The organism is Neorhizobium huautlense (assembly GCF_030811685.1).
Classification (GTDB): domain Bacteria; phylum Pseudomonadota; class Alphaproteobacteria; order Rhizobiales; family Rhizobiaceae; genus Neorhizobium; species Neorhizobium huautlense_A.
This window is the reverse complement of sequence record NZ_JAUSRF010000004.1, coordinates 61,294-85,993: the sequence shown is the minus strand read 5'-3', so window position 1 is coordinate 85,993 and position 24,700 is coordinate 61,294. Positions and strand designations below refer to the sequence as shown.

The 24,700-nt window shown below is 59.4% G+C and carries 22 protein-coding genes, 2 tRNA genes and 1 pseudogene; 19 read left to right on the top strand and 6 right to left on the bottom strand.

The window, feature by feature from the left end; all coding sequences use genetic code 11:
* Positions 1-85 precede the first annotated feature (85 nt).
* Positions 86-3,499, top strand: coding sequence for a YhdP family protein (locus tag J2T09_RS06990; RefSeq protein WP_306832631.1), 3,414 nt, complete (start codon positions 86-88; stop codon positions 3,497-3,499).
* Positions 3,500-3,558: 59 nt separating this feature from the next.
* Here the strand turns inward: J2T09_RS06990 and tyrS are convergent, their stop codons facing one another.
* A complete protein-coding gene (gene tyrS, locus J2T09_RS06985; protein ID WP_306832629.1) occupies positions 3,559-4,812 on the bottom strand; it encodes a tyrosine--tRNA ligase in 1,254 nt (417 codons plus the stop codon).
* A 95-nt stretch (positions 4,813-4,907) separates the two neighbouring features.
* Between tyrS and J2T09_RS06980 the strand changes: the two genes are divergently transcribed.
* Positions 4,908-6,035: an anhydro-N-acetylmuramic acid kinase gene (locus J2T09_RS06980; RefSeq protein WP_306832628.1), complete on the top strand. Its 1,128-nt coding sequence runs from the start codon at positions 4,908-4,910 to the stop codon at positions 6,033-6,035.
* 90 nt (positions 6,036-6,125) lie between these two features.
* Positions 6,126-7,283 carry a GGDEF domain-containing protein gene (locus tag J2T09_RS06975; RefSeq protein ID WP_306832626.1) on the top strand — a complete coding sequence of 386 codons (1,158 nt, stop codon included), beginning with the start codon at positions 6,126-6,128 and terminating at the stop codon, positions 7,281-7,283.
* Positions 7,284-7,384: 101 nt separating this feature from the next.
* Here the strand turns inward: J2T09_RS06975 and J2T09_RS06970 are convergent, their stop codons facing one another.
* Positions 7,385-8,062 carry an alpha/beta hydrolase gene (locus J2T09_RS06970; protein ID WP_306832624.1) on the bottom strand — a complete coding sequence of 226 codons (678 nt, stop codon included), beginning with the start codon at positions 8,060-8,062 and terminating at the stop codon, positions 7,385-7,387.
* Positions 8,063-8,287: 225 nt separating this feature from the next.
* Between J2T09_RS06970 and J2T09_RS06965 the strand changes: the two genes are divergently transcribed.
* From J2T09_RS06965 to sufA, 10 genes are all read left to right on the top strand, one after another.
* Positions 8,288-9,451, top strand: coding sequence for a cysteine desulfurase family protein (locus J2T09_RS06965; RefSeq protein WP_306832623.1), 1,164 nt, complete (start codon positions 8,288-8,290; stop codon positions 9,449-9,451).
* A gap of 150 nt (positions 9,452-9,601) precedes the next feature.
* A complete protein-coding gene (gene sufB, locus J2T09_RS06960) occupies positions 9,602-11,071 on the top strand; it encodes a Fe-S cluster assembly protein SufB (RefSeq protein ID WP_306832621.1) in 1,470 nt (489 codons plus the stop codon).
* A gap of 60 nt (positions 11,072-11,131) precedes the next feature.
* Positions 11,132-11,473, top strand: coding sequence for a GIY-YIG nuclease family protein (locus tag J2T09_RS06955; protein ID WP_306832619.1), 342 nt, complete (start codon positions 11,132-11,134; stop codon positions 11,471-11,473).
* A 109-nt stretch (positions 11,474-11,582) separates the two neighbouring features.
* On the top strand, positions 11,583-12,338 hold the full coding sequence (gene sufC, locus J2T09_RS06950; protein ID WP_306832617.1) for a Fe-S cluster assembly ATPase SufC: 756 nt from the start codon (positions 11,583-11,585) through the stop codon (positions 12,336-12,338).
* A 21-nt stretch (positions 12,339-12,359) separates the two neighbouring features.
* Positions 12,360-13,634, top strand: a complete 1,275-nt coding sequence (gene sufD, locus J2T09_RS06945) for a Fe-S cluster assembly protein SufD (RefSeq protein ID WP_306832615.1) — start codon at positions 12,360-12,362, stop codon at positions 13,632-13,634.
* Positions 13,635-13,852: 218 nt separating this feature from the next.
* Complete coding sequence (locus J2T09_RS06940; protein ID WP_306832613.1) at positions 13,853-15,091, top strand: cysteine desulfurase; 1,239 nt, start codon at positions 13,853-13,855, stop codon at positions 15,089-15,091.
* Between the two features lie 14 nt (positions 15,092-15,105).
* Complete coding sequence (locus tag J2T09_RS06935; protein WP_112729364.1) at positions 15,106-15,480, top strand: SUF system Fe-S cluster assembly protein; 375 nt, start codon at positions 15,106-15,108, stop codon at positions 15,478-15,480.
* Between the two features lie 49 nt (positions 15,481-15,529).
* A complete protein-coding gene (locus J2T09_RS06930) occupies positions 15,530-15,805 on the top strand; it encodes a ribbon-helix-helix domain-containing protein (RefSeq protein ID WP_306832608.1) in 276 nt (91 codons plus the stop codon).
* Positions 15,805-16,092, top strand: coding sequence for a type II toxin-antitoxin system RelE/ParE family toxin (locus tag J2T09_RS27570; protein WP_373458393.1), 288 nt, complete (start codon positions 15,805-15,807; stop codon positions 16,090-16,092). Before J2T09_RS06930 ends, J2T09_RS27570 begins: the two co-directional genes overlap by 1 nt.
* Positions 16,093-16,182: 90 nt before the next feature.
* Positions 16,183-16,575, top strand: coding sequence for a Fe-S cluster assembly scaffold SufA (sufA, locus tag J2T09_RS06925; protein WP_306832605.1), 393 nt, complete (start codon positions 16,183-16,185; stop codon positions 16,573-16,575).
* Between the two features lie 47 nt (positions 16,576-16,622).
* Here sufA and J2T09_RS06920 read toward each other — a convergent pair.
* The 3 genes and pseudogenes from J2T09_RS06920 to J2T09_RS06910 all read right to left on the bottom strand — a co-directional run bounded on the left by J2T09_RS06920 (position 16,623) and on the right by J2T09_RS06910 (position 19,836).
* Positions 16,623-17,828, bottom strand: a pseudogene (locus tag J2T09_RS06920) (ABC transporter permease).
* Complete coding sequence (locus J2T09_RS06915) at positions 17,818-18,534, bottom strand: ABC transporter ATP-binding protein (protein WP_306832604.1); 717 nt, start codon at positions 18,532-18,534, stop codon at positions 17,818-17,820. The pseudogene J2T09_RS06920 and the gene J2T09_RS06915 overlap by 11 nt, the downstream one beginning before the upstream one ends.
* Before the next feature lie 6 nt (positions 18,535-18,540).
* The gene (locus J2T09_RS06910; protein WP_373458399.1) at positions 18,541-19,836 is read right to left on the bottom strand and encodes an efflux RND transporter periplasmic adaptor subunit; all 1,296 of its coding nucleotides are present in this window, start codon (positions 19,834-19,836) and stop codon (positions 18,541-18,543) included.
* A 225-nt stretch (positions 19,837-20,061) separates the two neighbouring features.
* Between J2T09_RS06910 and J2T09_RS06905 the strand changes: the two genes are divergently transcribed.
* The 5 genes from J2T09_RS06905 to J2T09_RS06885 all read left to right on the top strand — a co-directional run bounded on the left by J2T09_RS06905 (position 20,062) and on the right by J2T09_RS06885 (position 22,440).
* Positions 20,062-20,322, top strand: coding sequence for a DUF2171 domain-containing protein (locus tag J2T09_RS06905; protein ID WP_306832600.1), 261 nt, complete (start codon positions 20,062-20,064; stop codon positions 20,320-20,322).
* A 103-nt stretch (positions 20,323-20,425) separates the two neighbouring features.
* Positions 20,426-20,501 (top strand) — tRNA-Lys (locus J2T09_RS06900).
* A gap of 454 nt (positions 20,502-20,955) precedes the next feature.
* Positions 20,956-21,429, top strand: a complete 474-nt coding sequence (locus J2T09_RS06895; RefSeq protein ID WP_306832598.1) for a hypothetical protein — start codon at positions 20,956-20,958, stop codon at positions 21,427-21,429.
* Between the two features lie 69 nt (positions 21,430-21,498).
* Positions 21,499-21,574: transfer RNA gene (locus J2T09_RS06890), tRNA-Ala, on the top strand.
* Positions 21,575-21,681: 107 nt separating this feature from the next.
* Complete coding sequence (locus J2T09_RS06885) at positions 21,682-22,440, top strand: cytochrome c biogenesis CcdA family protein (RefSeq protein WP_306832597.1); 759 nt, start codon at positions 21,682-21,684, stop codon at positions 22,438-22,440.
* Positions 22,441-22,463: 23 nt separating this feature from the next.
* Here J2T09_RS06885 and J2T09_RS06880 read toward each other — a convergent pair whose 3' ends face one another.
* Entirely contained in the window at positions 22,464-23,675 is a 1,212-nt protein-coding gene (locus J2T09_RS06880; protein ID WP_306832595.1) for a UbiH/UbiF family hydroxylase, read from the bottom strand.
* A 158-nt stretch (positions 23,676-23,833) separates the two neighbouring features.
* Here J2T09_RS06880 and pcsA point away from each other — a divergent pair, with 158 nt between their 5' ends.
* Positions 23,834-24,568 carry a phosphatidylcholine synthase gene (gene pcsA, locus J2T09_RS06875; protein ID WP_373458392.1) on the top strand — a complete coding sequence of 245 codons (735 nt, stop codon included), beginning with the start codon at positions 23,834-23,836 and terminating at the stop codon, positions 24,566-24,568.
* The last annotated feature ends 132 nt before the right edge of the window (positions 24,569-24,700 follow it).

Genomic DNA, 24,700 nt, shown 5'->3' with positions numbered 1-24,700 from the left:
GTGATTGTTGCCGCATTCGATATATATTGGCCGCGGCCGCGTCCAGCAGGGGTATGGGCGCATTTTCGATTCGTTCCGGAGCATTATGGCGGAGATACGCGGAGAAAAGGTGCGGTTCACGCGCAAGGACATGGTTGCCTTGCATGAATTGCCCTCGGCCCAGGTGGATGATCCCATCATCGTGCATTGCCCGCGGCCCGAGCGCCGGCGAGCGCGCCGTGTCACGCGTTATTGCGCGGCCTTTTTTCTCTTCCTGACGGTTGCCTTCGGACTTGTGCTGGCGGCCATCGAGACGGGCACGATCGACGGCGCGCTGGAAGCGCAGGCGCAGTCGGCGCTGAACGGAGCCATCGGACCGCGTTATCAGGCGACCGTCGGCTCGACCGCCATCCGGATAGACCACACATGGCGAATCGCTCTCGAAGCGCGAGATGTCGATCTGGTAGAGGTCGCGACGGGAAAACACCTGACCAGGCTCGGCGCGATGCGCATGGCGGTCGATCCGCTGGCGCTGCTGTCCGGCACGCTGACTGTTCGCCATATGGAGGCGGAAAACATTAGCTTGGACACCGCCGTACTGCCGGCAGGCGATCCGCTCGATCCTGCCAACATGCGTGTCGATGACCTGCCGCCGGCTTTGGAGCAGGTGTTTCAGCGTCTCGATGAGGCGCGCGGCCTGATTGAGCGCACCGGCACGGGCTCCATGACGATTTCCGGTTTCGAAGTCCGCTTTCCGCCGGCGCGGGATGGCAAGATTTCCGTGCTCAAGGTGGAGACACTGCAACTGACGCGTACGCCCGACGGGCTGGTGCGGGTGGAAGGCGCGCTTGAGCTCGACGGGCGCGTGGCGCAGCTGGATATCAAGGCGACCGCCGTCAACAATGTCACGACCAATCTGCAGGGACGTGTGAACGGTGTGGAAGTGACGCCCTTCCTGCTGCAGCATGCGCCGGATGGCAGCCCGCGCGAAGGGCTGGAAGGTTCGCTCGATCTCGATATTTCCGCGACCCGCCAGACGGAGACGACGACACAGGAGATCAGGGCAAAACTGCTCGGCCGTCCCGGCATGTTCTATTTTGACGGCGTCGGGCAGGCGCTTTCGGGTGCCGAGATCAATATCGCCTATAATTTTGCACGCCAATCGATCGAGATCCTGCCATCCGAGGCCCGGCTTGGACCGACCGTGCTGCCAATCAGCGGTGCCGTGGTCGACCTCGACCGTCTCAACGCCGATGACAAGCGGCCGGGCGTGGGGCTGGATCTTCTGGTGAGCGGTGCACGCACCCAATCGGAAAATTCCGGTGAGGATCGGGTCGTCTTCGATCTCAAGGCAGGCGGCCGTTATCTGTCCGGCGAGCGCAAGTTGCAGATCGACAGCCTGCTTGTCAGCAGCCCGATGGGCCAGATGGCCGGATCGCTGGAACTGACATTGCATGGTCAGGTATCGCCGGAAATCAGTTTTGGCGCACAGCTGCCTGAGATGAAGGTGGCGGCGGTCAAGCAGCTGTGGCCGTTCTGGATGGCGCGCAAACCGCGTGACTGGGTGATGGCCAACATGTTCGGCGGTGACATCACCAACGGTTCCATTGCCGTCTTCATCCCCGCCGGTCGCATGAAGGGGCCGGGCATACCGCTCAATCTCGATGAGCGTGAGCTACAGATCAGCTTCGACATTGCCGGAAATCGCCTTGTGCTTCCAGGCGACATTCCGCCTCTGATGGATCTGAGCGGCCATTTCGACCTCAAGGGCGAAAAGCTCGGCGTCAAGGTTGCAAAGGCCAGCGCGACATTTCCCTCGGGGCGGGTCGTCAATGTCGAGGGCGGCACGTTCGGCATCGGCGACACCTATATGAAGCCGCTGATGGCCGATCTCGATATCAAGGTTGCGGGCAAGGCCGACGCGATTGCCGAGCTGGCAAGTGCAAAACCGGTCAACGGCTTGCGAGGGACGGGGCTCGAGGCCGATGATTTTTCCGGCAAGGCGACGGCCAATGTGCAGGCACGCTTCGGGCTGATTTCCGACCAGAACCCGCCGAAGCCGGATTTCAAGGCGCGGGTGGCGCTGAGCGATGTCGATCTGGCCAAGCCGATGGAAGGCCACAAGATCACCGGCGTCGATGGCAAGCTCGATATCGATCCGCAGGCAGCGAGGCTGGAGGCCAAGGGCAGGATCGATACCGTTCCGGCCGAGATCATGCTGGTCGAGCCGATCGACAAGGGCTCCTCCGTCAAGCGCGAACGCGTGATCACCGCATCGCTGAACAATGACCAACGCGACAGACTGGTGCCGGGCCTGTCCGACATTATCGATGGCACCGTTGCCGTCGAATTGTCGCTGGTCGATGACAAGCATCAGGCCGTCAAACTGGATCTCGGCAAGGCGGCATTGTCCATTCCCTATGTGGGGTGGACGAAAGGCAGCGGCATTCCGGCCAAGGCAAGTTTCGAGCTGTCCAAAACGGACAGCCGGACCAGTATCGAAAAATTCACGCTGGATGGCGATGGGTTTGGCGCGCGCGGTGAGATCAGTCTTGTCGGAAGCCAGCTTTCCGCTGCCAGTTTTTCCAGCATGAACCTGTCGCCCGCCGACAGTTTTGCCGTGGCCCTGAAACAGAGCAAGGGCGTCTATGACATCAGTGTCACCGGCGCTACGGCCGATCTGCGCCCTGTCATCAGCCGCATGCGCAGCTCAACCGATGGCGGGGGGGCGGGCAAGCCTTCGGAGGGTGGTGCGACCGTGCGGTTGAAACTCGATCGGCTTATCGGGTTCAATGACGAGGCGATCCGCAATGCGTCGCTGCTTTTGACGATCCGCGAAGGTGATGTGAAGCGGCTGGACCTTTCCGGCGTGACCAATAACGGTCAGGCGGTCGTGGGCGAGACCCGCAGCGGCAACGGCCGTGACATCATCTCGCTGACCAGTGGCGATGCCGGTTCGCTGGCGCGGTTTGCCGACCTTTACACGCATATGCGCGGCGGGCTTTTGAACCTGCAATTCGAAACGGAGACCGGCAGCGACTGGAACGGGTCTGTCGATATCCGCAATTTCAATGTGGTCAACGAACAGCGTCTGCAGTCGATGGTCAATTCGCCCTCGGGCGATGGTGGTCGCAGCCTGAACTCGGCCGTGAGAGGCAATGTCGATATCAGTTCGTCGAAATTCCAGCGCGGTTTTGCCCGCATGGCCTATCGCAACGGCACGATGGCTCTGGATAACGGCTTGGTGCGTGGCGAGCAGATCGGTGCGACTTTCCAGGGCGTCGTCAAGGATCGTCGCGGCAATATGGACATGACCGGCACCTTCATGCCGGCCTATGGCCTCAACCGCCTCTTTGGCGAGTTGCCGTTGTTCGGTGTCATTCTGGGCAATGGCCGCGACCGCGGCCTGCTCGGCATCACCTTCAAGCTGAGCGGCAAGTTTTCGAAGCCGGACCTTACGGTAAACCCGCTGTCGATCATCGCGCCCGGTGTGTTCAGGCAGATTTTCGAATTCCAGTAAGCGGATATGGAAAAGGCCGCACGCGGCGGCCTTCTCGTCGTCGGTTTTCGTTGCGCGGCTTACGCCGGGCGAACGAGAATGTGTTTCTTCTTGCCGAGCGAAAGCTTGATCACGCCATCACCGGTCACTTCACCCGAGCCGATGACCGTGCGTTCGTCTGAAATCGCCACGTCGTTGATGCGCACGGCACCGCCCTGAATATGGCGGCGAGCCTCGCCGTTCGATGCGGCAAGGCCGGCCTTGACGATGAGAGCAAGCAGACCGATGCCGGCTTCGAGTTCGCTCTTGGCGACATCAATCGACGGCAGGTTGTCGGCCAGCGCGCCTTCCTCAAAGGTCTTGCGGGCGGTTTCGGCAGCTTGCTCGGCGTTCTCGCGGCCATGCAGCATGGCCGTGATTTCCGTCGCGAGGATTTTCTTGACCTCGTTGATCTCCGAACCGGCCAAGGCGGACAGGCGGGCGATCTCGTCCATCGGCAGCGTCGTGTAGAGCTTGAGGAAGCGCGAAACGTCGGCATCCTCGGTATTGCGCCAGTACTGCCAGAAGTCATAGGCCGACAGCATGTCCGGGTTGAGCCAGACAGCGCCGTTGAGCGACTTGCCCATCTTGGCGCCCGATGCGGTGGTCAGCAGCGGCGAGGTCAGCGCGTAGAGCTGCGGCGTCCCCATGCGGTGGCCGAGATCAATGCCGTTGATGATATTGCCCCATTGGTCGGAGCCGCCCATCTGCAGGCGGCAGCCGTAACGCTTGTTCAGTTCCACGAAATCGTAGGCCTGCAGGATCATGTAGTTGAATTCGAGGAAGGACAGCGACTGCTCGCGATCCAAGCGCGTCTTGACGCTGTCGAAGGACAGCATGCGGTTGACCGAGAAATGGCGGCCGACATCGCGCAGGAATTCGAGGTAGTTGATCTCGCGCAGCCAGTCGCCGTTGTTGATCATCAGCGCGTCTTTTTTACCTTCCCCGTAGGTCAGGTAGTTCGAGAAGACGCGCTTGATGGAGGCGATATTGCTTTCGATCGTGTCGATCGTCATCAGCTGGCGGGCATCGTCCTTGAAGGACGGATCACCGACCATGCCGGTGCCCCCACCCATCAGCGAGATCGGCTGATGGCCGGTCTGCTGCATCCAGTGCAGCATCATGATCTGGATGAGACCGCCGGCATGCAGGGAAGGTGCCGTCGGATCGAAGCCGATATAGGCGGTCACGGTTTCCTTGGCGAACAGTTCGTCGAGACCTGCCTCGTCGGAGATCTGGTGAATGAAGCCGCGCTCATCGAGCGTGCGGAGGAAATCGGACTTGAACCTGGACATCTCTCTACTCTGTATGGATGTGATTTTATGTGCGAGACGGCACCTAGCACCGTTTTCTGGGATAATCACTTCAAAAGTGATTCTGGATGGCATCAATGACTGAGATGAAAACGGCAATCGGGCTGATGAGCGGCACGTCCATGGACGGGATCGATGTGGCATTGCTGCGCACCGACGGTGAAAGCCGGGTTGAGCGCGGCCCAAGTTATTACGTGCCTTTCGATCCGCAATTGCGTGACCGCTGGAAGCGTGCGCTGGCGGTGGCCAAGGCGATCACTGAACGGACGCAGCGACCGGATGATCTCGGCGCGAGCGAAAAGATTCTGACGCTCTGCCATGCGGCGGCGGTCAAATCGTTTCTGGCGCGAAACGATCTTTCGCCGGCGGATATTGATCTGGTCGGCTTTCACGGCCAGACGGTGCTGCACCGGCCGGACGAGGCGCTGACGGTGCAGATAGGTGACGGACCACTGCTGGCACAGGAAATCGGCATCGATGTCGTTTACGACATGCGCGCGAATGACATGACTTTTGGCGGGCAGGGGGCGCCGCTTATTCCCGTCTATCATGCCGCGCTTTCCGCCAATCTGCCCAGGGACTGCAAGGCGCCAGTGGTGTTCGTGAACATCGGCGGTATTTCCAACCTGACCTTTGTCGGCACCGATGGCACGCTTTCGGCCTTCGACAGCGGGCCCGGCAACATGCTGATCGACCAATGGGTGGAGGCGCATGGCGGCGGGGCTTACGACAAGGGCGGACGAATCGCTGCCTCCGGCGCGGTGGTTCCCGCTCTGGCCGAGCGGTATCTGCAAAGCCCATTCTTTTCCGGAAATCTTCGTCGGTCCCTCGATCGCGGCGATTTTCTTCCGCCCAAGGCTGGTGAGGCGTCGCTTGCCGATGGCGCGCGCACGCTGGCGCATGTGACGGCGGCGGCGATTCTCAAATCCGCGACACATCTGCCCGAGCCGCCGAAAAGCTATGTGGTTTGTGGCGGAGGTCGCCTGAATGACGTGATCATGCGCGAGTTGACGGAACTCGCCGCAAGGCAAGGGGCGACGGTGATCGCAGCAGAGGTGGCTGGTTTCGATGGAGGCGCGATGGAGGCGGAAGCCTGGGCCTATCTGGCAGTGCGTTCGCTATATGGCCTGCCCTTGACCTTCCCGGGCACGACGGGTGTTGAAAGACCGGTCAGCGGTGGTGTTCTGGCTCCCGCCAAATTGTGATCGGCTTTAATATTTTGTTCTCAATCGGGCTCTAGGTTGCCGGCCAGCACGATCCGTGCAGTCCCATCCTTTCCGCCTGATTGATACTCCATGTCAGCTGCCGCAATATTTCTGGTGGTCAATTTTTTCATCGGCCTGTGTTTCAGCGCCGTGTTCGCTGTCGTGTCGATTTATAGCCGCTGGCGTTCGGTTGCCCTGCTGTTTTCCGCCGGCCTGTTCATCGCTTCACTGACAATGTTGTCGGAACTTGGCGTTGCCTATGCCGAAAATCCGACACCTTGGGCCATGGCGGCCTACGGCACCGTTTTGGCGGGGCTGGTTCTGCTGCATTGGGGCGTTTCGGTTCTGTATGACAGGCCGTTTCCCAAATGGTTTGCCATAGGGGTATTTTTGGCCGGCATGGCTGCCTATCTTGTCGTGCTCGACCTGCCGCGTTCGTGGTGGGGGTATGGCTTTGTCTACCAGGGACCTTACGCGCTGGTGACGCTGTCAGCGGCGGGCAACGTATTCATGTCAAAGCGCCGGACGGCGATGGACAGAGCACTTGCCACCGTGCTGGTGGTCAGCGGCGGGCATTTTCTCGTAAAGGCGACGCTGGCGGCAGTCATGGGACCGGGTTCGACGGCCAGCGCCTATGTATCCACCAATTATGCGGTCGTTTCGCAGAGCATTACCGCCGTGCTGATCGTGGCGGTCGGCCTGATGCTGCTGGCTGTCCTGACGCTCGATATCATGGCCGTGGAACGTGGCCGTGCGGAGCATGACAGCCTGTCGGGCCTTGCCAATCGCCGCGGTTTCGAGGTGGCGGTGAAGCGGGAGATCAATCGACCGGGTGAGCGCCACCATGCGGTCATTCTGTGCGATCTCGATCATTTCAAATCGATCAATGACACCTATGGGCATCATGTCGGCGACATGGTGATCAGCGCTTTCGGGACCATGATCGCGGCACAGGTTGCCGATGACGCTATCATCGGGCGCATTGGTGGCGAGGAGTTTGCAGTTTTCTTGCCGGAGACCTCGCCAGCCATGGCGGTCGTTGTCGCGGAAACGTTGAGGATCGGGGCCCGGACGATGATCGTATCCGGCCTACCCGGTGGTTCTGTCGTCACGGCCAGTTTTGGCGTGGCAGCCCTGCCGACGAAAGGCAATCTGGAAACCGCGCTACGTGCAGCCGATGTGGCATTGTATTCCGCCAAGCGTGGCGGTCGAGACTGTGTCCACCGGGCGCGTGAACTGGCGGCCTGACCCCAGGTTGTGCAGATTTCCTGCATCCCGGCGGAGCAGATATTCCAAACGAAAACGGCCGCCCGAAAGGCGGCCGTGTGATTCTCGTTTGTCTGTTCGTCTCAGCGGATGCGCTTGGCAGCCGGTTCCGGCACCAGTTCGCCGTTGAGGCGACGGTCGAGGTAATCCTCGCATTCGCCCATCAGCGTTTCCACCTGGCCGTTGAAGAAGTGGTTGGCGCCTTCGACGGTCTTGTGGGTGATGAGGATGCCCTTCTGGGTCTTCAGCTTTTCGACGAGGCCGTTGACGTCCTTTTCAGGCGCAACCTTGTCCGCATCGCCATTGATGATCAGGCCGGACGACGGGCAGGGCGCCAGGAAGGAGAAGTCATAGGTGTTCGGCTGCGGCGCGATCGACATGAAACCTTCGATCTCTGGACGGCGCATCAGCAGCTGCATGCCGATCCAGGCGCCGAAGGAATAACCGGCGACCCAACAGCTTTTCGAATCGGGATGCAGGCTCTGCACCCAGTCGAGCGCCGAGGCGGCATCCGACAGTTCGCCTGCACCATGGTCGAATTCGCCCTGGCTGCGGCCGATCGAGCGGAAATTGAACCGGAGTGTCGTGAAACCGCGCTTCTGGAACATGTAGAAGAGCTGGTAGACGATCTGGTTGTTCATCGTGCCGCCGAACTGCGGGTGCGGGTGCAGGATGATGGCGATCGGCGCGCTCTTTTCCTTGGATGGTTGGTAGCGGCCTTCCAGGCGGCCGGCAGGGCCGTTGAAAATGACTTCGGGCATCTGTACTCCGGTCAGTGTCGCAGGTTCCTGACTGTTAGGCTGTGCTTTGACTTGACGAAGCCGCTCAGCTTTTCTAGAAACAGTTTAGAACCATTCGAAATTGGGGCGACCAGCAAGGTTTGCCCCGGTTGGGTGTCTCATACGGCAAGGCCGGCGAAAATTTCAAGGAAAATGCGCCGTACACTGCCTATCTAGAAACTGAACCGCATCGGACAATGGCCGGCCATGGCGCTTGAACGCACATATCTCGACTGGAACGCGACCGCACCTTTGTGTGACGAGGCGCGTCTTGCCATGCTGGATGCGCTGTCGCTGCCGGGAAATGCATCTTCCGTGCATGGTGAGGGCCGGGCGGCGCGGGCGGCCTTGGAAAAGGCGCGACGTTCGGTTGCCGCTCTGGTCGGTACTGAGCCGGCGCATGTCATCTTTACCAGTGGCGCGACCGAGGCTTCCAACCATGTTCTGGTGCCGGAATTTCGCATGGGGCGTTCGCCGCTGAAAATCGGCGCGCTTTATGTGTCGGCGATCGAACATCCGGCGATCCGTGAAGGCGGTCGTTTCGCATCCGAAAATGTGCATGAAATTCCGGTGACGGGTGAGGGCGTGGTCGATCTGGCAGCGCTTGCGGCGATGCTTTCCGCGCATGACCGTGAAAACGGTCTGCCGATGGTGGCCGTCATGCTGGTGAACAACGAGACGGGTATCGTGCAGCCTGTGGCCGAGGCGGCCAGACTTGCGCATGCGGCTGGTGGCCTGATGGTGGTTGATGCCGTGCAGGCAGCCGGGCGTCTGCCGCTCGATATCAACGCGCTGGATGCCGATTTCCTGATCATTTCGTCGCACAAGATCGGTGGCCCGAAAGGTGTTGGCGCACTCGTTACGCGTGGCGAAGTGCTGATGCCGAAGCCGCTGATCCGTGGCGGAGGCCAGGAAAAAGGGCATCGTTCCGGTACCGAAAACTTTTTTGCGATCGTCGGTTTCGGCGCTGCCGCCGACGTGGCGCTTCGTGAGCTGGATGCACGGTGTGCCCATATCGCGGCCCTGCGCAGCCGACTGGAAGAGGGTATGCGGGCAGCAGCGTCTGACGTGATCATCCATGGTGCAGATGTTAAGCGCGTGGCCAATACGAGCTTCTTCACCCTGCCGGAGTTGAAATCCGAAACCGGTCAGATCGGCTTTGATCTCGAAGGTATCGCGCTGTCGGCGGGGTCGGCCTGCTCGTCCGGCCGTGTCGGCGAAAGTCATGTGCTGACCGCCATGGGACATGATCCGAAACTGGGCGGCCTGCGTATATCGCTTGGGGCCTCAACGACGGAGGCCGATATCGACCGAGCGATTGCCGCTTTTGCCAAAGTGGCTGGCCGCCGCCTTTCGGGGCAGGCTGCATAAACGCCAGTTTAGAATGATTTGCGGAAACGCAAATTTTGACCTTGCCAAAAGGTGGGAAATTCCCCTTCTGGCGCTTACATGATGGCGGAACCCCGCCAAGAGGATGACAAGCTGCCGGACCCTTTATTCCGGCCAGATTTGGAGAATGTGATGCCTGCCGTTCAGGAAACAATCGATCAGGTCCGTGGGATCGATATCGACCAGTACAAATACGGTTTTGAGACGATCATCGAAGTCGACAAGGCGCCCAAGGGCCTGTCCGAAGACATCATCCGTTTCATCTCTGCCAAGAAGCAGGAGCCGGACTGGATGCTGGAATGGCGTCTCGACGCCTATCGCCGCTGGCTGACTATGGAAGAGCCGAGCTGGGCGCGCGTCGATTACCCGAAGATCGACTTCAACGACTATTATTATTATGCCGCTCCGAAAAACGTTACGGGACCGGTTTCTCTGGACGAAGTCGATCCGGAACTGCTGCGGACCTACGAAAAGCTTGGCATTCCGCTGCGTGAGCAAGAAATTCTGGCCGGCGTCCAAAAATCGAAGGTTGCCGTCGATGCCGTGTTCGACTCGGTGTCTGTCGTCACAACCTTCAAGAAGGAACTGCAGAAGGCCGGCGTGATCTTCATGTCGATCTCGGAAGCAATCCGCGAACATCCCGAGCTGATCAAGAAATATCTCGGTTCGGTCGTTCCGACCTCCGACAATTTTTATGCGACGCTGAATGCCGCCGTCTTCACCGATGGTTCCTTCGTGTTCGTGCCGAAGGGCGTTCGTTGCCCGATGGAACTGTCCACCTATTTCCGTATCAACGAGAAGAACACCGGCCAGTTCGAACGCACGCTGATCATCTGCGAAGAAGGCGCCTACGTTTCCTATCTCGAAGGCTGCACCGCACCGCAGCGCGACGAAAACCAGCTGCATGCGGCGGTCGTCGAGCTCGTCGCTCTGGACGATGCCGAAATCAAGTATTCGACCGTTCAGAACTGGTTCCCGGGCGACAAGGAAGGCAAGGGCGGCATCTACAATTTTGTCACCAAGCGTGGCGATTGCCGTGGCGACCGTTCCAAGATCTCCTGGACGCAGGTCGAAACCGGTTCGGCGATCACCTGGAAATACCCGTCCTGCATCCTGCGCGGTGATGAAAGCCGTGGCGAATTCTATTCGATCGCCGTTTCCAACGGTCACCAGCAGATCGATAGCGGCACCAAGATGATCCATCTCGGCAAGAACACGTCGAGCCGCATCGTGTCCAAGGGTATCGCCGCCGGCGTTTCGCAGAACACCTATCGCGGCCAGGTTTCGGCTCACCGCAAGGCGAGCAATGCCCGCAACTTCACGCAGTGCGACAGCCTGCTGATCGGCGATCGTTGCGGCGCGCATACCGTGCCCTACATCGAGGCGAAGAACTCTTCGGCTCAGTTCGAGCACGAAGCGACCACCTCGAAGATTTCCGAAGACCAGCTGTTCTACTGCCTGCAGCGCGGCATCCCGACCGAAGAGGCGATCGCGTTGATCGTCAACGGCTTCGTCAAGGAAGTCATTCAGGAACTGCCGATGGAATTTGCCGTCGAAGCGCAGAAGCTGATCGGCATCTCGCTTGAGGGTTCGGTTGGATAAGGACATTTAACGCCGTCATCCTCGGGCTTGTCCCGAGGATCTGCTGCCGCAGGATATAGGATGAGTGGCTTCGTCTACATGATGTCCGATAAGCCGCGCGGTGTGATCTACACCGGTGTGACGAGTGATCTTCATGGACGGATCTGGGAACATCGTAATGTGGTGCAGAAGGGCTACACAGAAAAATACAGGGCCAAGAACCTCGTCTGGTTCGAAACCCATCCCAATATCGTTCTGGCGATACAGCGGGAGAAATCGTTGAAGCGTTATCTGCGTGAGTGGAAGATCAACCTCATAGAGGAAATCAATCCAACCTGGATGGACCTGTTTGAGCGCATCGACGAGATCGAAAATACCTATCGGCCACGTGAGAATACGCGGCAATGGAACGACTACAATTGACGGCTTAGATCCTCGGGACAAGCCCGAGGATGACGAACGCAAAACTTGAGATAGGCCCTTGCGGGCACACAGGCGGCCCTTGAACCGCCCTATGAACAGGACAAAGAGAATGCTTGAGATCAAGAACCTGCACGCCCGTATCGCCGAAGACGGCACCGAAATCATCCGTGGCCTGAACCTCACCGTGAAGGCCGGCGAAGTGGCCGCTATCATGGGCCCGAACGGTTCCGGCAAGTCGACGCTGTCCTACATCCTGTCGGGCCGCGAGGACTATGAAGTCACCGAGGGCGACATCCTTTACAACGGCGAGAGCATTCTGGAACTCGACCCGGCTGAGCGCGCCTCCAAGGGCATTTTCCTTGCCTTCCAGTACCCGGTCGAAATTCCGGGCGTTGCCACCATGCAGTTCCTGAAGGTGGCGATGAACGAGCAGCGCAAGGCGCGCGGCGAAGAAGAACTGACGACCCCGGAATTCATCCGTCGCGTCAAGGAATCGGCCGGCGAGCTGAAGATCAACATGGACATGCTGAAGCGTCCGCTGAACGTCGGTTTCTCCGGCGGTGAAAAGAAGCGCGCCGAAATCCTGCAGATGGCGCTCTTGGAGCCAAAACTGTGCGTGCTCGACGAGACCGATTCCGGCCTCGATATCGATGCGCTGAAGATCGTTGCCGATGGCGTCAACGCGCTGAAGTCGCCGGATCGCGCCACCATCGTCATCACCCACTACCAGCGCCTGCTCGACTATATCGTGCCGGACAGCGTTCACGTTCTCTACAAGGGCCAGATCATCCGTTCGGGCGACAAGGAACTGGCGCTGGAACTGGAAGCCAACGGTTACGCCGACATCATCGGCGCGGCAGCCTGATCGGCGGGAGGTGAAAAGACTATGGATACCCAGACCCAACCCCGCCTGAGTGCTGCGGAAAGCGCGCTGATCGACGCCTATAACGCGTCCTTCGGCGACCTGCCGGGCAATGGCGCCGTTGCCAGCGCCCGCGATCGCCTGCTCGACGACCTGAAGACCAAGGGCCTGCCGACGCGTCGCATCGAGGCATGGCACTATACCGACCTGAAGACGCTTTTGCGCGCTGTGCCGAGCGAGGCCAGCACGGCTGTCATCGATGCGAAGACGCCGTTCGTGGACGGTTCGCCGGTTCTGGCTGCCCTTCAGGGCAAGGTCGATGCCAAGGCTGCTGTCGAAGGCGTTCTTGTCAGCGCTTTCGCCGATATGCTGCGAGAAGGAACGGCTGCTCCGGGCCTTTCCGTCATCGACGGTGACGATGCCATCGGCCGTATCAACGGCAGTTTTGTTGCCGACGGTTATGTGCTGGAAGTGCCGGCCGACACCGAACTGGAAACGCCGATCGAAATCCAGGCCATCCATGGCGGTGGTCAAGTGCATACGCGCTTTCCGGTCAGCTTTGGCGCAAACAGCACGGCAACCGTGATCGAGCGCCACGCCGCGACCGGTGATGGCTCGGCCTTCGTTTCCACTGTCAGCGACATTTCTGTCGGTGATGGTGCGGACGTCACTTGGGTGATCGTGCAGCAGCAGGGCGCTGAGGACACGCATCTCGGCCAGATCCGCATTCGTGTGGGTGCCGATGCCAAGCTGAAACTGTTCGTCATCAATGCCGGCGGCAAGCTGGTGCGTCAGGAACTGCGTATCGATGTGTCGGGCGAAAATGCCGAACTGACGCTGCGCGGCGTAAACCTGCTGGGCGGTGACACGCATACCGACGTGACGCTGGTTCTGGCGCACAACGTGCCGAACACGAGCTCGACGGAAGTCTTCCGTAACGTGGTGTTCGATCGTGCGCGTGGCGTGTTCCAGGGCATGATCAAGGTGGCGCTCGACGCTCAGAAGACCGATGCCAAAATGTCGTGCAACACGCTGCTGCTGTCGGACGATGCCGATTTTTCGGCCAAGCCGGAACTCGAAATCTTTGCCGATGACGTGGTCTGCGGCCATGGTGCGACGGTTGCCGATATCGACGACAACCACCTCTATTACCTGAAGGCACGCGGCATTCCGGAAAACAAGGCGCGGGCCATGCTGGTCAACGCTTTCGTCGCCGAGATCGTCGAGGAACTGGAAAACGAGCAACTGGTGGAAGCACTGGAAGACATCATTTCCGTCTGGCTGGAAAAGCACGCCTGATATTGAAGGGCGGAGGGGCAGAACTCCTCCGCTCGTTATGCTCGTCCTCGGGTTTGACCCGAGGGATGTCCCGAGCATCTGCGACCGTTGAGCCGGTTGCAACCTGATTGGATCCTCGGGTCAAGCCCGAGGATGACGGAGGGAAACGATCAAGTTTGCCTTCAAGCAAAGAGCTTCTGCCGGCATTTCGCTTAAAGCGGGATCAGAAAGGCTTATCGATGGACCACACCACACACGCCGCTTACGACGTCGAAGCCATCAGGCGGGATTTTCCGATCCTGTCGACCATGGTGCATGGCAAGCCGCTCGTTTACCTCGATAACGGCGCTTCGGCGCAAAAGCCGCAATCGGTGATCGATGCGATCAGCCACGCCTATTCGAACGAATATGCCAATGTGCATCGCGGCCTGCATTATCTTTCGAATGCCGCCACCGATGCCTATGAGGCGGCGCGTGAAAAGGTGCGGAAATTCCTGAATGCCGGCTCGGTGGATGAGATCATCTTCACCAAAAATTCGACCGAGGCGATCAACACCGTCGCTTACGGTTATGGCATGCCAAAGATCGGCGAGGGCGACGAGATCGTTATCTCGATCATGGAGCATCACTCCAACATCGTGCCGTGGCATTTCATCCGCGAACGGCAGGGCGCAAAACTGGTCTGGGTGCCGGTGGATGACGAAGGCGCTTTTCACATCGAAGCGTTCGAAAAGTCGCTGACAGAGAAGACCAAACTGATCGCCATCACCCACATGTCGAATGCGCTCGGCACCGTGGTTCCGGTCAAGGAAATTTGCCGCATCGCCCGCGAGCGTGGCATTCCGGTTCTGGTCGATGGTTCGCAAAGCGCGGTGCATATGCCGATCGACGTACGCGATATCGATTGCGACTGGTTCGTGATGACCGGCCATAAGCTTTACGGGCCTTCGGGCATCGGCGTGCTGTACGGCAAGACCGAGCGACTGAAGGAGATGCGGCCGTTCATGGGCGGTGGCGAAATGATCGTCGATGTCGATCAGGATTTTGTCACCTACAATGATCCGCCGCATCGTTTCGAAGCCGGAACGCCGCCGATTGTGCAGGCGATCGGGCTTGGCCATGCGCTGGATTACATGGAGAAGATCGGCCGCGAGGCGATTTCCCGCCACGAGGCGGATCTGACCGCCTATGCGACCGAACGGTTGCAGGCGATCAATTCGCTTCGCATTATCGGCAATGCGCCGGGCAAGGGGGCTATCTTCTCGTTCGAACTGGCCGGCATTCATGCCCATGACGTGTCGATGGTGATCGATCGCCGTGGCGTGGCGGTGCGGGCCGGTACACATTGTGCGATGCCGCTGTTGAAACGCTTTGGCGTCACCTCCACATGTCGCGCATCTTTCGGCATGTATAATACCCGTGCCGAAGTGGATGCGCTGGCCGATGCGCTCGACTATGCGCGCAATTTCTTTGCCTGAGGATTTTAGGGGTCATGGACCAAGACATACCAAAATGGGATGCCCGTGAAGGCATCATCGATTCCGCCATTCCGGCCGACGAATTGGAGCGCCTGTCCGATGACATCATCGCGGCGCTGAAAACCGTTTACGACCCGGAAATCCCGGCCGACATTTTCGAACTCGGTTTGATCTACAAGATCGATATCGAGGACGACCGCATGGTGAAGATCGCCATGACGCTGACGGCCCCCGGTTGCCCGGTTGCTGGCGAAATGCCGGGCTGGGTGGAAAATGCCGTGGGGGCCGTCGAAGGCGTGTCGGGCGTTGAGGTCGAGATGACCTTTGATCCGCCATGGACGCCGGAGCGCATGTCGGAAGAGGCGCAGGTGGCGGTCGGCTGGTATTGATCGGCTTGATCGGTTATCATTTTTCCGCGTCCCCCGGAGGCTCAGCATCATGCCGCAGCTTGAGAAGGTAAGCATCGATATTCCTCGCGAAGTGAGCGAGGCGATCAACGAGGCGGTCGCTTCCGGGGAGTTTGCAACGGCTGGTGATGTCGTCACGAAAGCCATGGCGACGTTGCGGTCATCACGTCTGATCCATGGTTATACCGTAGACGAACTGGACGCTCTGATTGCCGAGGCCGAGGAGAGTGGCGATCTCATCGATGCCGGCGAAGCGATGCGGCAGATAGACGAGGAATTCGAGAAAGAGTTTGGACGCAAGCTCTGATGCGGTTTCGTCTCAGACCTCGGGCGCGCAGGGATATATCAGAGATACTCGCGTATCTGGCGGCACGTAATCCAACTGCCGCTCGAGCATGGCGAGAGGCGATATTTCGCATTTTCGATCTCCTCGACACGAACCCACAAATGGGAACTGCGCATGATGATGTGCGTCGAGGGCTTCGAATGTTTCCAACGGGAAGATATATCGTGCTTTATCGGCTGGATGACGAAAGCATTGTCGTTCTGAGAGTGATTCATGCCGCTCGCGATTGGCGCATCGTGCCGAAGTAACCGAATCTATTGATTGGGCATTTATCAAGAACTACATATGACGCCAGAACCACCGGGCCTTGAACCCGGATGCGCAAGGAGAATGAGCCGATGGGCTTTGCAGTGATGACCATGACAGAGGCGGCAGCGGCACGTGTGAACGCGATCGTTGGGAATTCCGGGCCGGATGCCAAGGGTATTCGCGTCGGGATCAAGAAGGGCGGCTGTGCCGGTATGGAATATACCGTCGATCTCGTGACCGAGCCGCACGCCAAGGACGATCTGGTCGAGTTCTCCGGCGCAAAAGTGTGGATCGAACCGTCCGCGGTTCTCTATCTGCTCGGCACCCAGATGGATTTCGAGCAGACGCAGATGCGCTCCGGATTCACCTTCGTCAATCCGAACCAGACGTCTGCCTGCGGCTGCGGCGAATCGGTTGAATTGAAGCCGGCTGATCTGGCTGCGTTGGCCAAGAGCCGAGAAGGTCAGACGTCTGCGGTCTGAAAAGACGCAACCGAAACGATTTCAAAAGGGCCTTCGCGGCCCTTTTTCTATTCGTGGCGAAGGGCCTCGATCGGGTTCAGCTGAGCAGCGCGTCGCGCCGGGAAATAACCAAACACCATGCCGATGGCGGCGGAAAAGGCGAAGGCGAGCGCGATGATCGTCGGGCTCGGCACGAAGGGCACGCTCATATAGGTCACCACGCCATAGGCCAGCGCCACGCCCGTCAGGATGCCGGTAGCGCCGCCGAAGACCGAGAGCATGACCGCCTCCACCAGAAACTGGGTCAGAACCTGTCGCTCGACAGCACCGATGGCGAGCCGAATGCCGATTTCCCGGGTTCGTTCCGTCACCGAAACAAGCATGATGTTCATGATCCCAATCCCGCCGACCAGAAGGCTGACGGCGGCGACCGCGCCGAGGAGGCCAGTCAGGATCACGGTCGTGCCGGTCATGGCCGAGGCGATCTGTGTCATGTCGTTGACCGAGAAATCGTCGTCGCGGCCGATGGCTATGCGGCGTCGTTCGCGCAGCAGGTTCTGCACGTCGGTCTGCACTTTTGAGGTCGAGACACCATCCTGTGCGGACAGGGTGATGGAACTGATCGTGGTAGTGCCGCCGATGCGCCGTTGATGCAGTTTGAGCGGCATGATGACGGTGTCGTCCTGATCATCGCCCATGCCCGACTGGCCCTTGGTGGCTAGCACGCCGACGACGGGGCAGGCGACATTGCTGACGCGGATGGTCTGGCCCACCGGGTTGGCGGACCCGAACAGTTCCTTGCGCAGGGTTTCACCGATGATGCAGGCGGCCTGGCTGCTGCGATCTTCTGTCGGCTCGAAATTGCGGCCGAGCGCCATGTCTCAATCCTGGGCGATCAGGTAATCGTTGGTGGTGCCGATGACGCTGGTCGAATGGTTCGCACCGCCGGCGATCACGGTCGCCGTGCCACGGTTGACGGGTGCGACGGCCCGCAGGCCGCTGATCTGGCTGCGCATGGCCTCCACATCCGCGTCGACAAATCGTTTCGCTTCCGAACTGGCGCGTCCCGGACCCCATTGGCCGGGGCGTACGAACAGCGTGTTGGTGCCAAGCCGTGACAGTTCCTGCTGCACCTGGGCCGTCGTGCCGTTGCCGATCGTGACCATGGCAATGACGGCGGCAACGCCGATGACGACTCCGAGCACGGTGAGGAAGGAGCGCAAGAGATTGCGGCTGATGGCGCGCCAGGCGAGCTTTGTCGTTTCAAAGAACATGGGCCGCTTCCTTTTCCTGCATCTCGTCAGAGACGAGGTGGCCATCGGTGAAGCGCAGCAGGCGTTTTGCGTGAGCGGCGATATCTTCCTCGTGGGTGACCATGATGACGGTGATGCCGTGGTCCCGATTGAGGCCGGTGATCAAATCCATGATCTCGATGCTGGTGCGGGTGTCGAGATTGCCTGTCGGTTCGTCGGCGAGCAGCACGGCGGGGCTGGTGACGATGGCGCGGGCAATCGCCACGCGCTGCTGCTGGCCGCCGGAGAGCTCCTGCGTCGTGTGGCCCTCGCGACCTTTCAGGCCAACCTGCTCCAGCGCGTGCATGGCAAGCTCGCGGCGTCGTCTGGTATCCATGCCGCGATAGACGAGGGGCAGTTCGACGTTTTCCACGGCCGAGGTTCGCGCAAGCAGATTGAAACCTTGAAAGACGAAGCCCAGCATATGGCGGCGCAGCAGCGTCAGTTGCTCGCGGCCGAAACCGGATGTGGATACGCCTTGAAAAACATAGTCACCGGAGGAGGGCGTATCGAGGCAGCCGAGAATGTTCATCGCCGTCGATTTGCCCGAGCCGGACGGGCCCATGATGGCCACGAATTCGCCGGTTCTGATCGACAGGTCGATATGGTCGAGCGCACGGATTGTCGCTTCGCCGCGTCCGTAGAATTTCGAGACCTTTCTGAATTCGATGAGCGGAGCCTCTGTCATGCGCGGTCAGCCATTGCGGGCGTTGGCGTCGGTGATGACGCGATCGCCTTCCTTCAGTTCACCGGACTTGATCGCCGTAAAACGGCCATCGGTTGCGCCGGTCATGACACGGGCCCGCACCGGTGCGCCGTCTCGCAACACCCAGACGACACGTGAGCCATCCGCTTGAGCGGACGCATTGGCCTGAGCGCCACCCCGTGGTCGGCGAGGAGGCGAGAACAGGCGGGTCAGAGGATTGCCGCCGCGCGCACTCTGTTGCATCGGCGGCGAATAACGCAGGGCGGCGTTCGGAACGAGCAGCGTGTCCTTGAGCGATTCGACGGTGATGTCGGATGTCGCCGTCATGCCCGGACGCAGCAGCAGATCTGCATTGTCGACCGTCAGGATCGCCTTGTAGGTCACGACATTGTTCACGGTTTCGGAGGCGAAACGAACGCTTTCGATCCTGGCCGGAAATTTCTGGTTGGGATAGGCATCGACGGAGAAGCTGGCATCCAGCCCTTCGCGAACCTGACCGACATCCGCCTCATCAACGGACACCTGCAGCTCCATGCGCTTCAGATCGCCGGCAATGGTGAATAGGACGGGTGCATTCAGCGAAGAGGCGACGGTGGCGCCCGGATCGACATCGCGGGTGAGCACGACCCCATCGATGGGCGAGACGACCTTCAGTTTCGACAGATTGACCTCGGCGAGACGCAGGCTCGCTTCCGCCGACAGAACCGAGGCCTCATTGACCGATTTCGTGGCTTCCGCCGATTCGTAGGCATAACGCGCCGAATCAAGATCCTGCTGGCTGGAGATGCGGCTGTTGACGAGGTTGGTGAGACGATCGAGCGATACTTTTGCCGAAGAGAGTTCGGCATCGGCCTTCAGCACATTGGCTTTTGCCGAAGCAAGCTGGGCACGCGCACTCTGCACGTCGGCTTCCTGCTTGTTGGTATCCAGCTCCAGCAGCACGTCGCCGGCCTTCACCGCGCTGTTATAGGTGACGTTGACCTTGCGCACAGTGCCGGACAGTTCACTCGAGACATCGACCTGATCCGTCGGCTGGACCGAGCCGGTCGCCGTGACGATGACGTTGAGGTCGCCGTTTTTCAGCGTTTCGGTCGTATAGTCGTAACGCGGGCCGCTGCCGGAAAAATAGCTGTATGCACCATATCCGCCGCCCAGCACCAGCAACAGCGCCAATGGCCAGACCAGTCGGCGCGAACGCTTTTTCGTGCCGCCAGCCTGTGCGAGGATCGCGGCAAGGTCAGGTGTGGTGCTGGTCTTTGCGGCCGGGTCCGGCTTGTTGGATATGTTCAACGCTGGTCTCCTTCAGGGCGCTCATCCGCGGCGGCTTGATTCGGTTGACGCGCGGCTAAGCCCTCATCGGCTTTGGCATTACATAGGTATGAGGCGAAACCTAGTGAATTATAGGTAAGATTCGGGAGCTGTATCGGCCTCGTGCCATGCCCATGGACATGCCATGCATCCTTCCGGCGGTTTCTGCGTTGTCACCGCGCAAACGCAAAGGAGATCGTCATGATCAATGCACGCGACATCAAGGAACATGCCGAAGTGATCGGCGCAGACGGTGCTCATGTGGGCACGGTCGACCGGGTCGAAGGCAGCCGAATCAAATTGACGAAAAAAGACAGCGGTGAGGGCGGTCATGAAGGGCACCATCATTTCATCTCGCTGGGCCTCGTCGCCGAAATCGAGGGCGGAATCGTGCGCCTTTCGGCCAATGGTGATGCTGCCGTGATGTTCGAAGAAGAAGAAAACGGCAAATCCGTTCATTAAAGTACGGGAAAGATGAAATTTTTGCAGAAAACCCGGGTTGACCACGCGGGTTCGTCTGCATATGTTCCGCCCACTTTCGGGGCACGGAACGACATGCCCTTGGGAGAGCGTAGCTCAGCCGGTAGAGCAACTGACTTTTAATCAGTAGGTCCAGGGTTCGAACCCCTGCGCTCTCACCACCTTACCGGTAAAACTTTGTGCGCTGGAAATCGGCGGACCCGCTGTTTTCCTATTAGTTTGCATATTTCTCGATGTCGATTTGTGGCCCTCACTTAGCTTGTGAAGGTTTTACATACGGTTGCTTTTTCATTTGATTTTCCGCTATCTATGGTTGATGTTTGGCTACTTGGTCGTAACGGTCGAGTAACAGGATACAGCGGAGAAAGATGAAATGAGTGAACGTGTTGATAGGGGACTTGGTCCACGGCAACCGATGACACAAGGGCCAAAACCAAATAGCGGGCCTGTGGGTCCACGCCAGCCTTCTTCGCCAAAGCCGCCGCCGACGCAAAAAAAATGACCGGCGTGATGGCTGGAAATAGTGAGCAGCGGAACCTAGTCAGGCTCAACGTCTTAAGAAACGCGCTCTATCACACATCTCGTCGGTTAACATTTGACCGCTGGAATAGATGGATGAGTTTTCTTGTCATCGCATTCGGTGCAAGTGCAGCTGCCGATATCGCCGCGGTGTTGGAGTGGTCGAACTGGGCCAAATATGCCGGCATGACTGCAGCGTTAATAGGGGCGTTGCAGCTGGTGTTTGATTTTTCGGGGAAAGCGCGTGATCATCAGTCATTGCAGCGGGACTACTATTACCTGCTTGCCGAAATCGAGGAATATCCAAATGCCGATGATGAACGACTAGCTGTTTGGCAAGCGAAGATGACTCGAATAGCGGGTGATGAACCTCCTACTTTACGTGCACTTGACGCAAAGGCCTACAACGACGCTCTGTCCGGTTTGGGGACCTTTGAGCTGGAAAAGCGTATTGTTATTCCGTGGCATCATCGATTGTTGGGGCAAGTCTGGGCTTTCGAAGGATATGATTACAAGTTAGTCTGCGAAGTGCAGCCCAAGCGGCGTCCATTCTCATCGAGTTCCAGCTGACATTCGTCAACACGCGCCATCCTGCCGCATTCACGCTTCATCTCCAGTCGCCTAAGCCTTCGTCCGTCCGGGGCCGTAGCTCAGCTGGGAGAGCGCCGCAATCGCACTGCGGAGGTCGGCGGTTCGATCCCGCTCGGCTCCACCAAACACCCTCGGCATCTCCATTCGCGATAACTGCGCCGCAAAAGGTGATTGGCAAGCGGATGCCGTCGGGGCTAGGAGAACGCTGTCTTCCGTTCTGGAGCCGTTTGCGTGTCGATTGCCGAAATTTCCCTGCTGAGCGCCTTGTTTGCCGGCGCCCTGTCTTTCCTCTCTCCCTGCGTGCTGCCGCTGGTGCCGCCCTATCTCTGTTATATGGCTGGCGTTTCCGTGGAGCAGTTCCGTGGCGGCAAGGCGGATGGGCCGGTGGTCGTCAGCGCGGAGACCAAGCGGGCTATTCTCTTGTCGGCCTTCTTTTTCACGCTGGGTTTTGCCACCGTTTTCGTGGCGCTGGGTGCCGGTGCATCGTCGATCGGCGTGATGTTGCGCCAACATCTGGATATCCTGTCCAAGATCGGCGGCGTGATCATCATCATCATGGGCCTGAATTTCTTGGGCCTGTTCCGGATCGGCATGCTGGCGCGCGAGGCGCGTTTTCAGGGCGGCGGCAAGCCGGCAACGCTGTCGGGCGCCTATGTGATGGGCCTTGCCTTCGCATTCGGCTGGACGCCGTGTATTGGGCCGATCCTCGGCACCATTCTCGGTGTCGCCGCCTCGCGTGACACGGTGGGCGAGGGCGTTGCGCTGCTGTCCGTCTATTCGCTCGGCCTTGCCGTTCCGTTCTGGATCGCGGCCGGCTTTTCAGGCGCCTTCATGCGGTTCCTCAGCCGTTTCCGGCGTCATCTGGGCCGTGTGGAAAAGGTGATGGGCGGCCTGCTGGTGGTAACGGGCATCGCCTTCCTGTTCGGTTTCATTTCCGACATGGCGATCTGGTTCCAGCAGACCTTTCCGATCCTCAGCCAGATCGGCTGAGGTTGCTCTGAGGTTTTTGGCCCTCAGGCGCTTTTGCGCATCCACGAGGGCTTGAACGTGTTCAACAGGTCGCGAACGCCGCGGCCCGGCTCCACGCCTTCGCGCATCAGCAGGTTTCTGAGCGGGCTGATGCCGGTCAGGAGATGCAGGCCACCGGCACGCGCCAGCTGCATCGGCAAAAAGTCCGAGAGAAGCGAGCGGTTGAGCAGATCCACGCCAAAGGTGCGGGTCATGATATCCGGGCGGCGGCGGCGTTCGAAACGGTCGCCGGTATCGGCGGCGATGTCGCGGCCATCGGCATTGCCGACAAGATCGACCAGCGCCATCACATCCCGCAGCGAAAGATTGAGGCCCTGGGCGCCGATCGGCGGGAAAGCGTGGGCGGCTTCGCCGACCAGCGCGATGCGGCCCTTGCCGAACCGTTTTGCCATCAGGCTGGAAAGCGGCCAGCTCTGCGCACCGGCTTCCACCGTCACCTTGCCGAGAATGGACTGCATGCGGCGCTCGACTTCCAGCGACAACTGATCGAGCGGCAGGGAGAGCAGGCGTTCGGCTGTATCCGGCGTCACCACCCAGACGAGGCTGGAACGGCGGCCGGGAAGCGGCACCTGAGTGAACGGGCCGGTTTCGGTGTGGAATTCGGTCGAGACATTGCCGTGCGGCAGGTCGTGCGAAAAATTCAGGACGACGGCCGACTGCGGATAGGCCCATTTTTTGACGTCGATGCCAGCGCCATTGCGCAGGATGGAATTGCGGCCATCGGCGCCGACGGCCAGCGCTGCTACCAGTGTTTCGCCACTGCCGAGCGTCAGCGTCACGTGTTCTGCGGACGGTTCGGCCTTTTCGACCGTGCTGTCGAAGCGCTGGATATTGGTTTCGGCGGCGACTGCTTTTTCCAGAACCTCGGACAAAGCCTTGTTGGGGATGTTATAACCGAAAGCGGCAAGGCCGAGTTCGGCGGCGCGGAACTGTGCCGGCGGCGCCCGCAGCAGCCGGTCGGTGCCATCGATGATCTGCATGACCTGAAGGCCGGCGGAGGAGGGGTCGATCAACTGCCAGAGGCCAAGCCGGTCCATGAAACGGATCGACTGGTCCATCAGTGCCGTGGTGCGCTCGTCATTGCCGGCTTTCACCGGGCCGATCAGCGCCACCTTGCGGCCGCTGCGGGCGAGCGCCAGTGCTGCCACACTTCCGGCCAGTCCGTGTCCGACGACGGCTATCTCGACATCATGCATGGCAGAACTCCTTGATTGCTTAAGGTCATTTATGCCTTTCGGGCGTACTTATCCATAAGCGATTTTACCGGTTTTAACCGTTGCGACAGGCGGAAGGTTGCATTGGCGGGCGATTGGCCGCATACCGCCATGCTTGAATTAGACATGGGGAATACGTTTTGATCCGGCGCGTCTTCAACTATCGCAAGGTTCCCTATGCGGAAATCCGCGCTTTTTCCGTTCATATGCTGACCGCCTCCGGTTCGTTTTTTGCGTTTCTCGGTGTCGTTGCAGCCTCGGAGTCGCGCTTCGTCGACATGTGGTGGTGGCTGGGTCTTGCCCTTTTCATCGATGGCATCGATGGGCCGATCGCTCGGAAAGTGCGGGTGCGCGAAGTGCTTCCGAACTGGTCGGGCGACATGCTCGACAACATTATCGATTATGTCACCTATGTGCTGCTGCCGGCATTCGCGCTCTACAAGAGCGGCATGATCGGCGAGCCGTGGTCCTTTGTGGCGGCCGGAATGATTGTCGTGTCGAGTGCCATCTATTATGCCGACATGGGCATGAAGACCGACGAATATTTCTTCTCCGGTTTTCCGGTCGTCTGGAACATGCTGATCTTCACGCTGTTCGTCATCCAGCCGAGTGCTGTGACAGCAATGATCATCGTCGCGGTGTCGGTGTTCCTGACATTCCTGCCGATCAATTTCCTGCATCCGGTGCGCGTCAAGCGGCTTAGGCCGCTCAATCTCGCCGTCTTTTTCGTCTGGTGCGGCTTGAGCGGTTATGCGCTGCTGCTGCATTTCGACAGCCCCGCATGGCTGGTCTGGGGCGTGGTGATCACCGGACTTTACCTCTATGTGATCGGCGGCGTGCTGCAAATGTTCCCCAAACTCGGTGCACCCAAATAAGATCTGTGACCCTATCCTGTTTGCAGTTGTGCATGGCTTAAAAAAGAGCTTGAATGTTTTTTAGGCGTTGATACGGAGACGTCTTTGCAGATGTCATCATCCGGGCATAAGGCTTCTTCAGAAAGCCGCCCG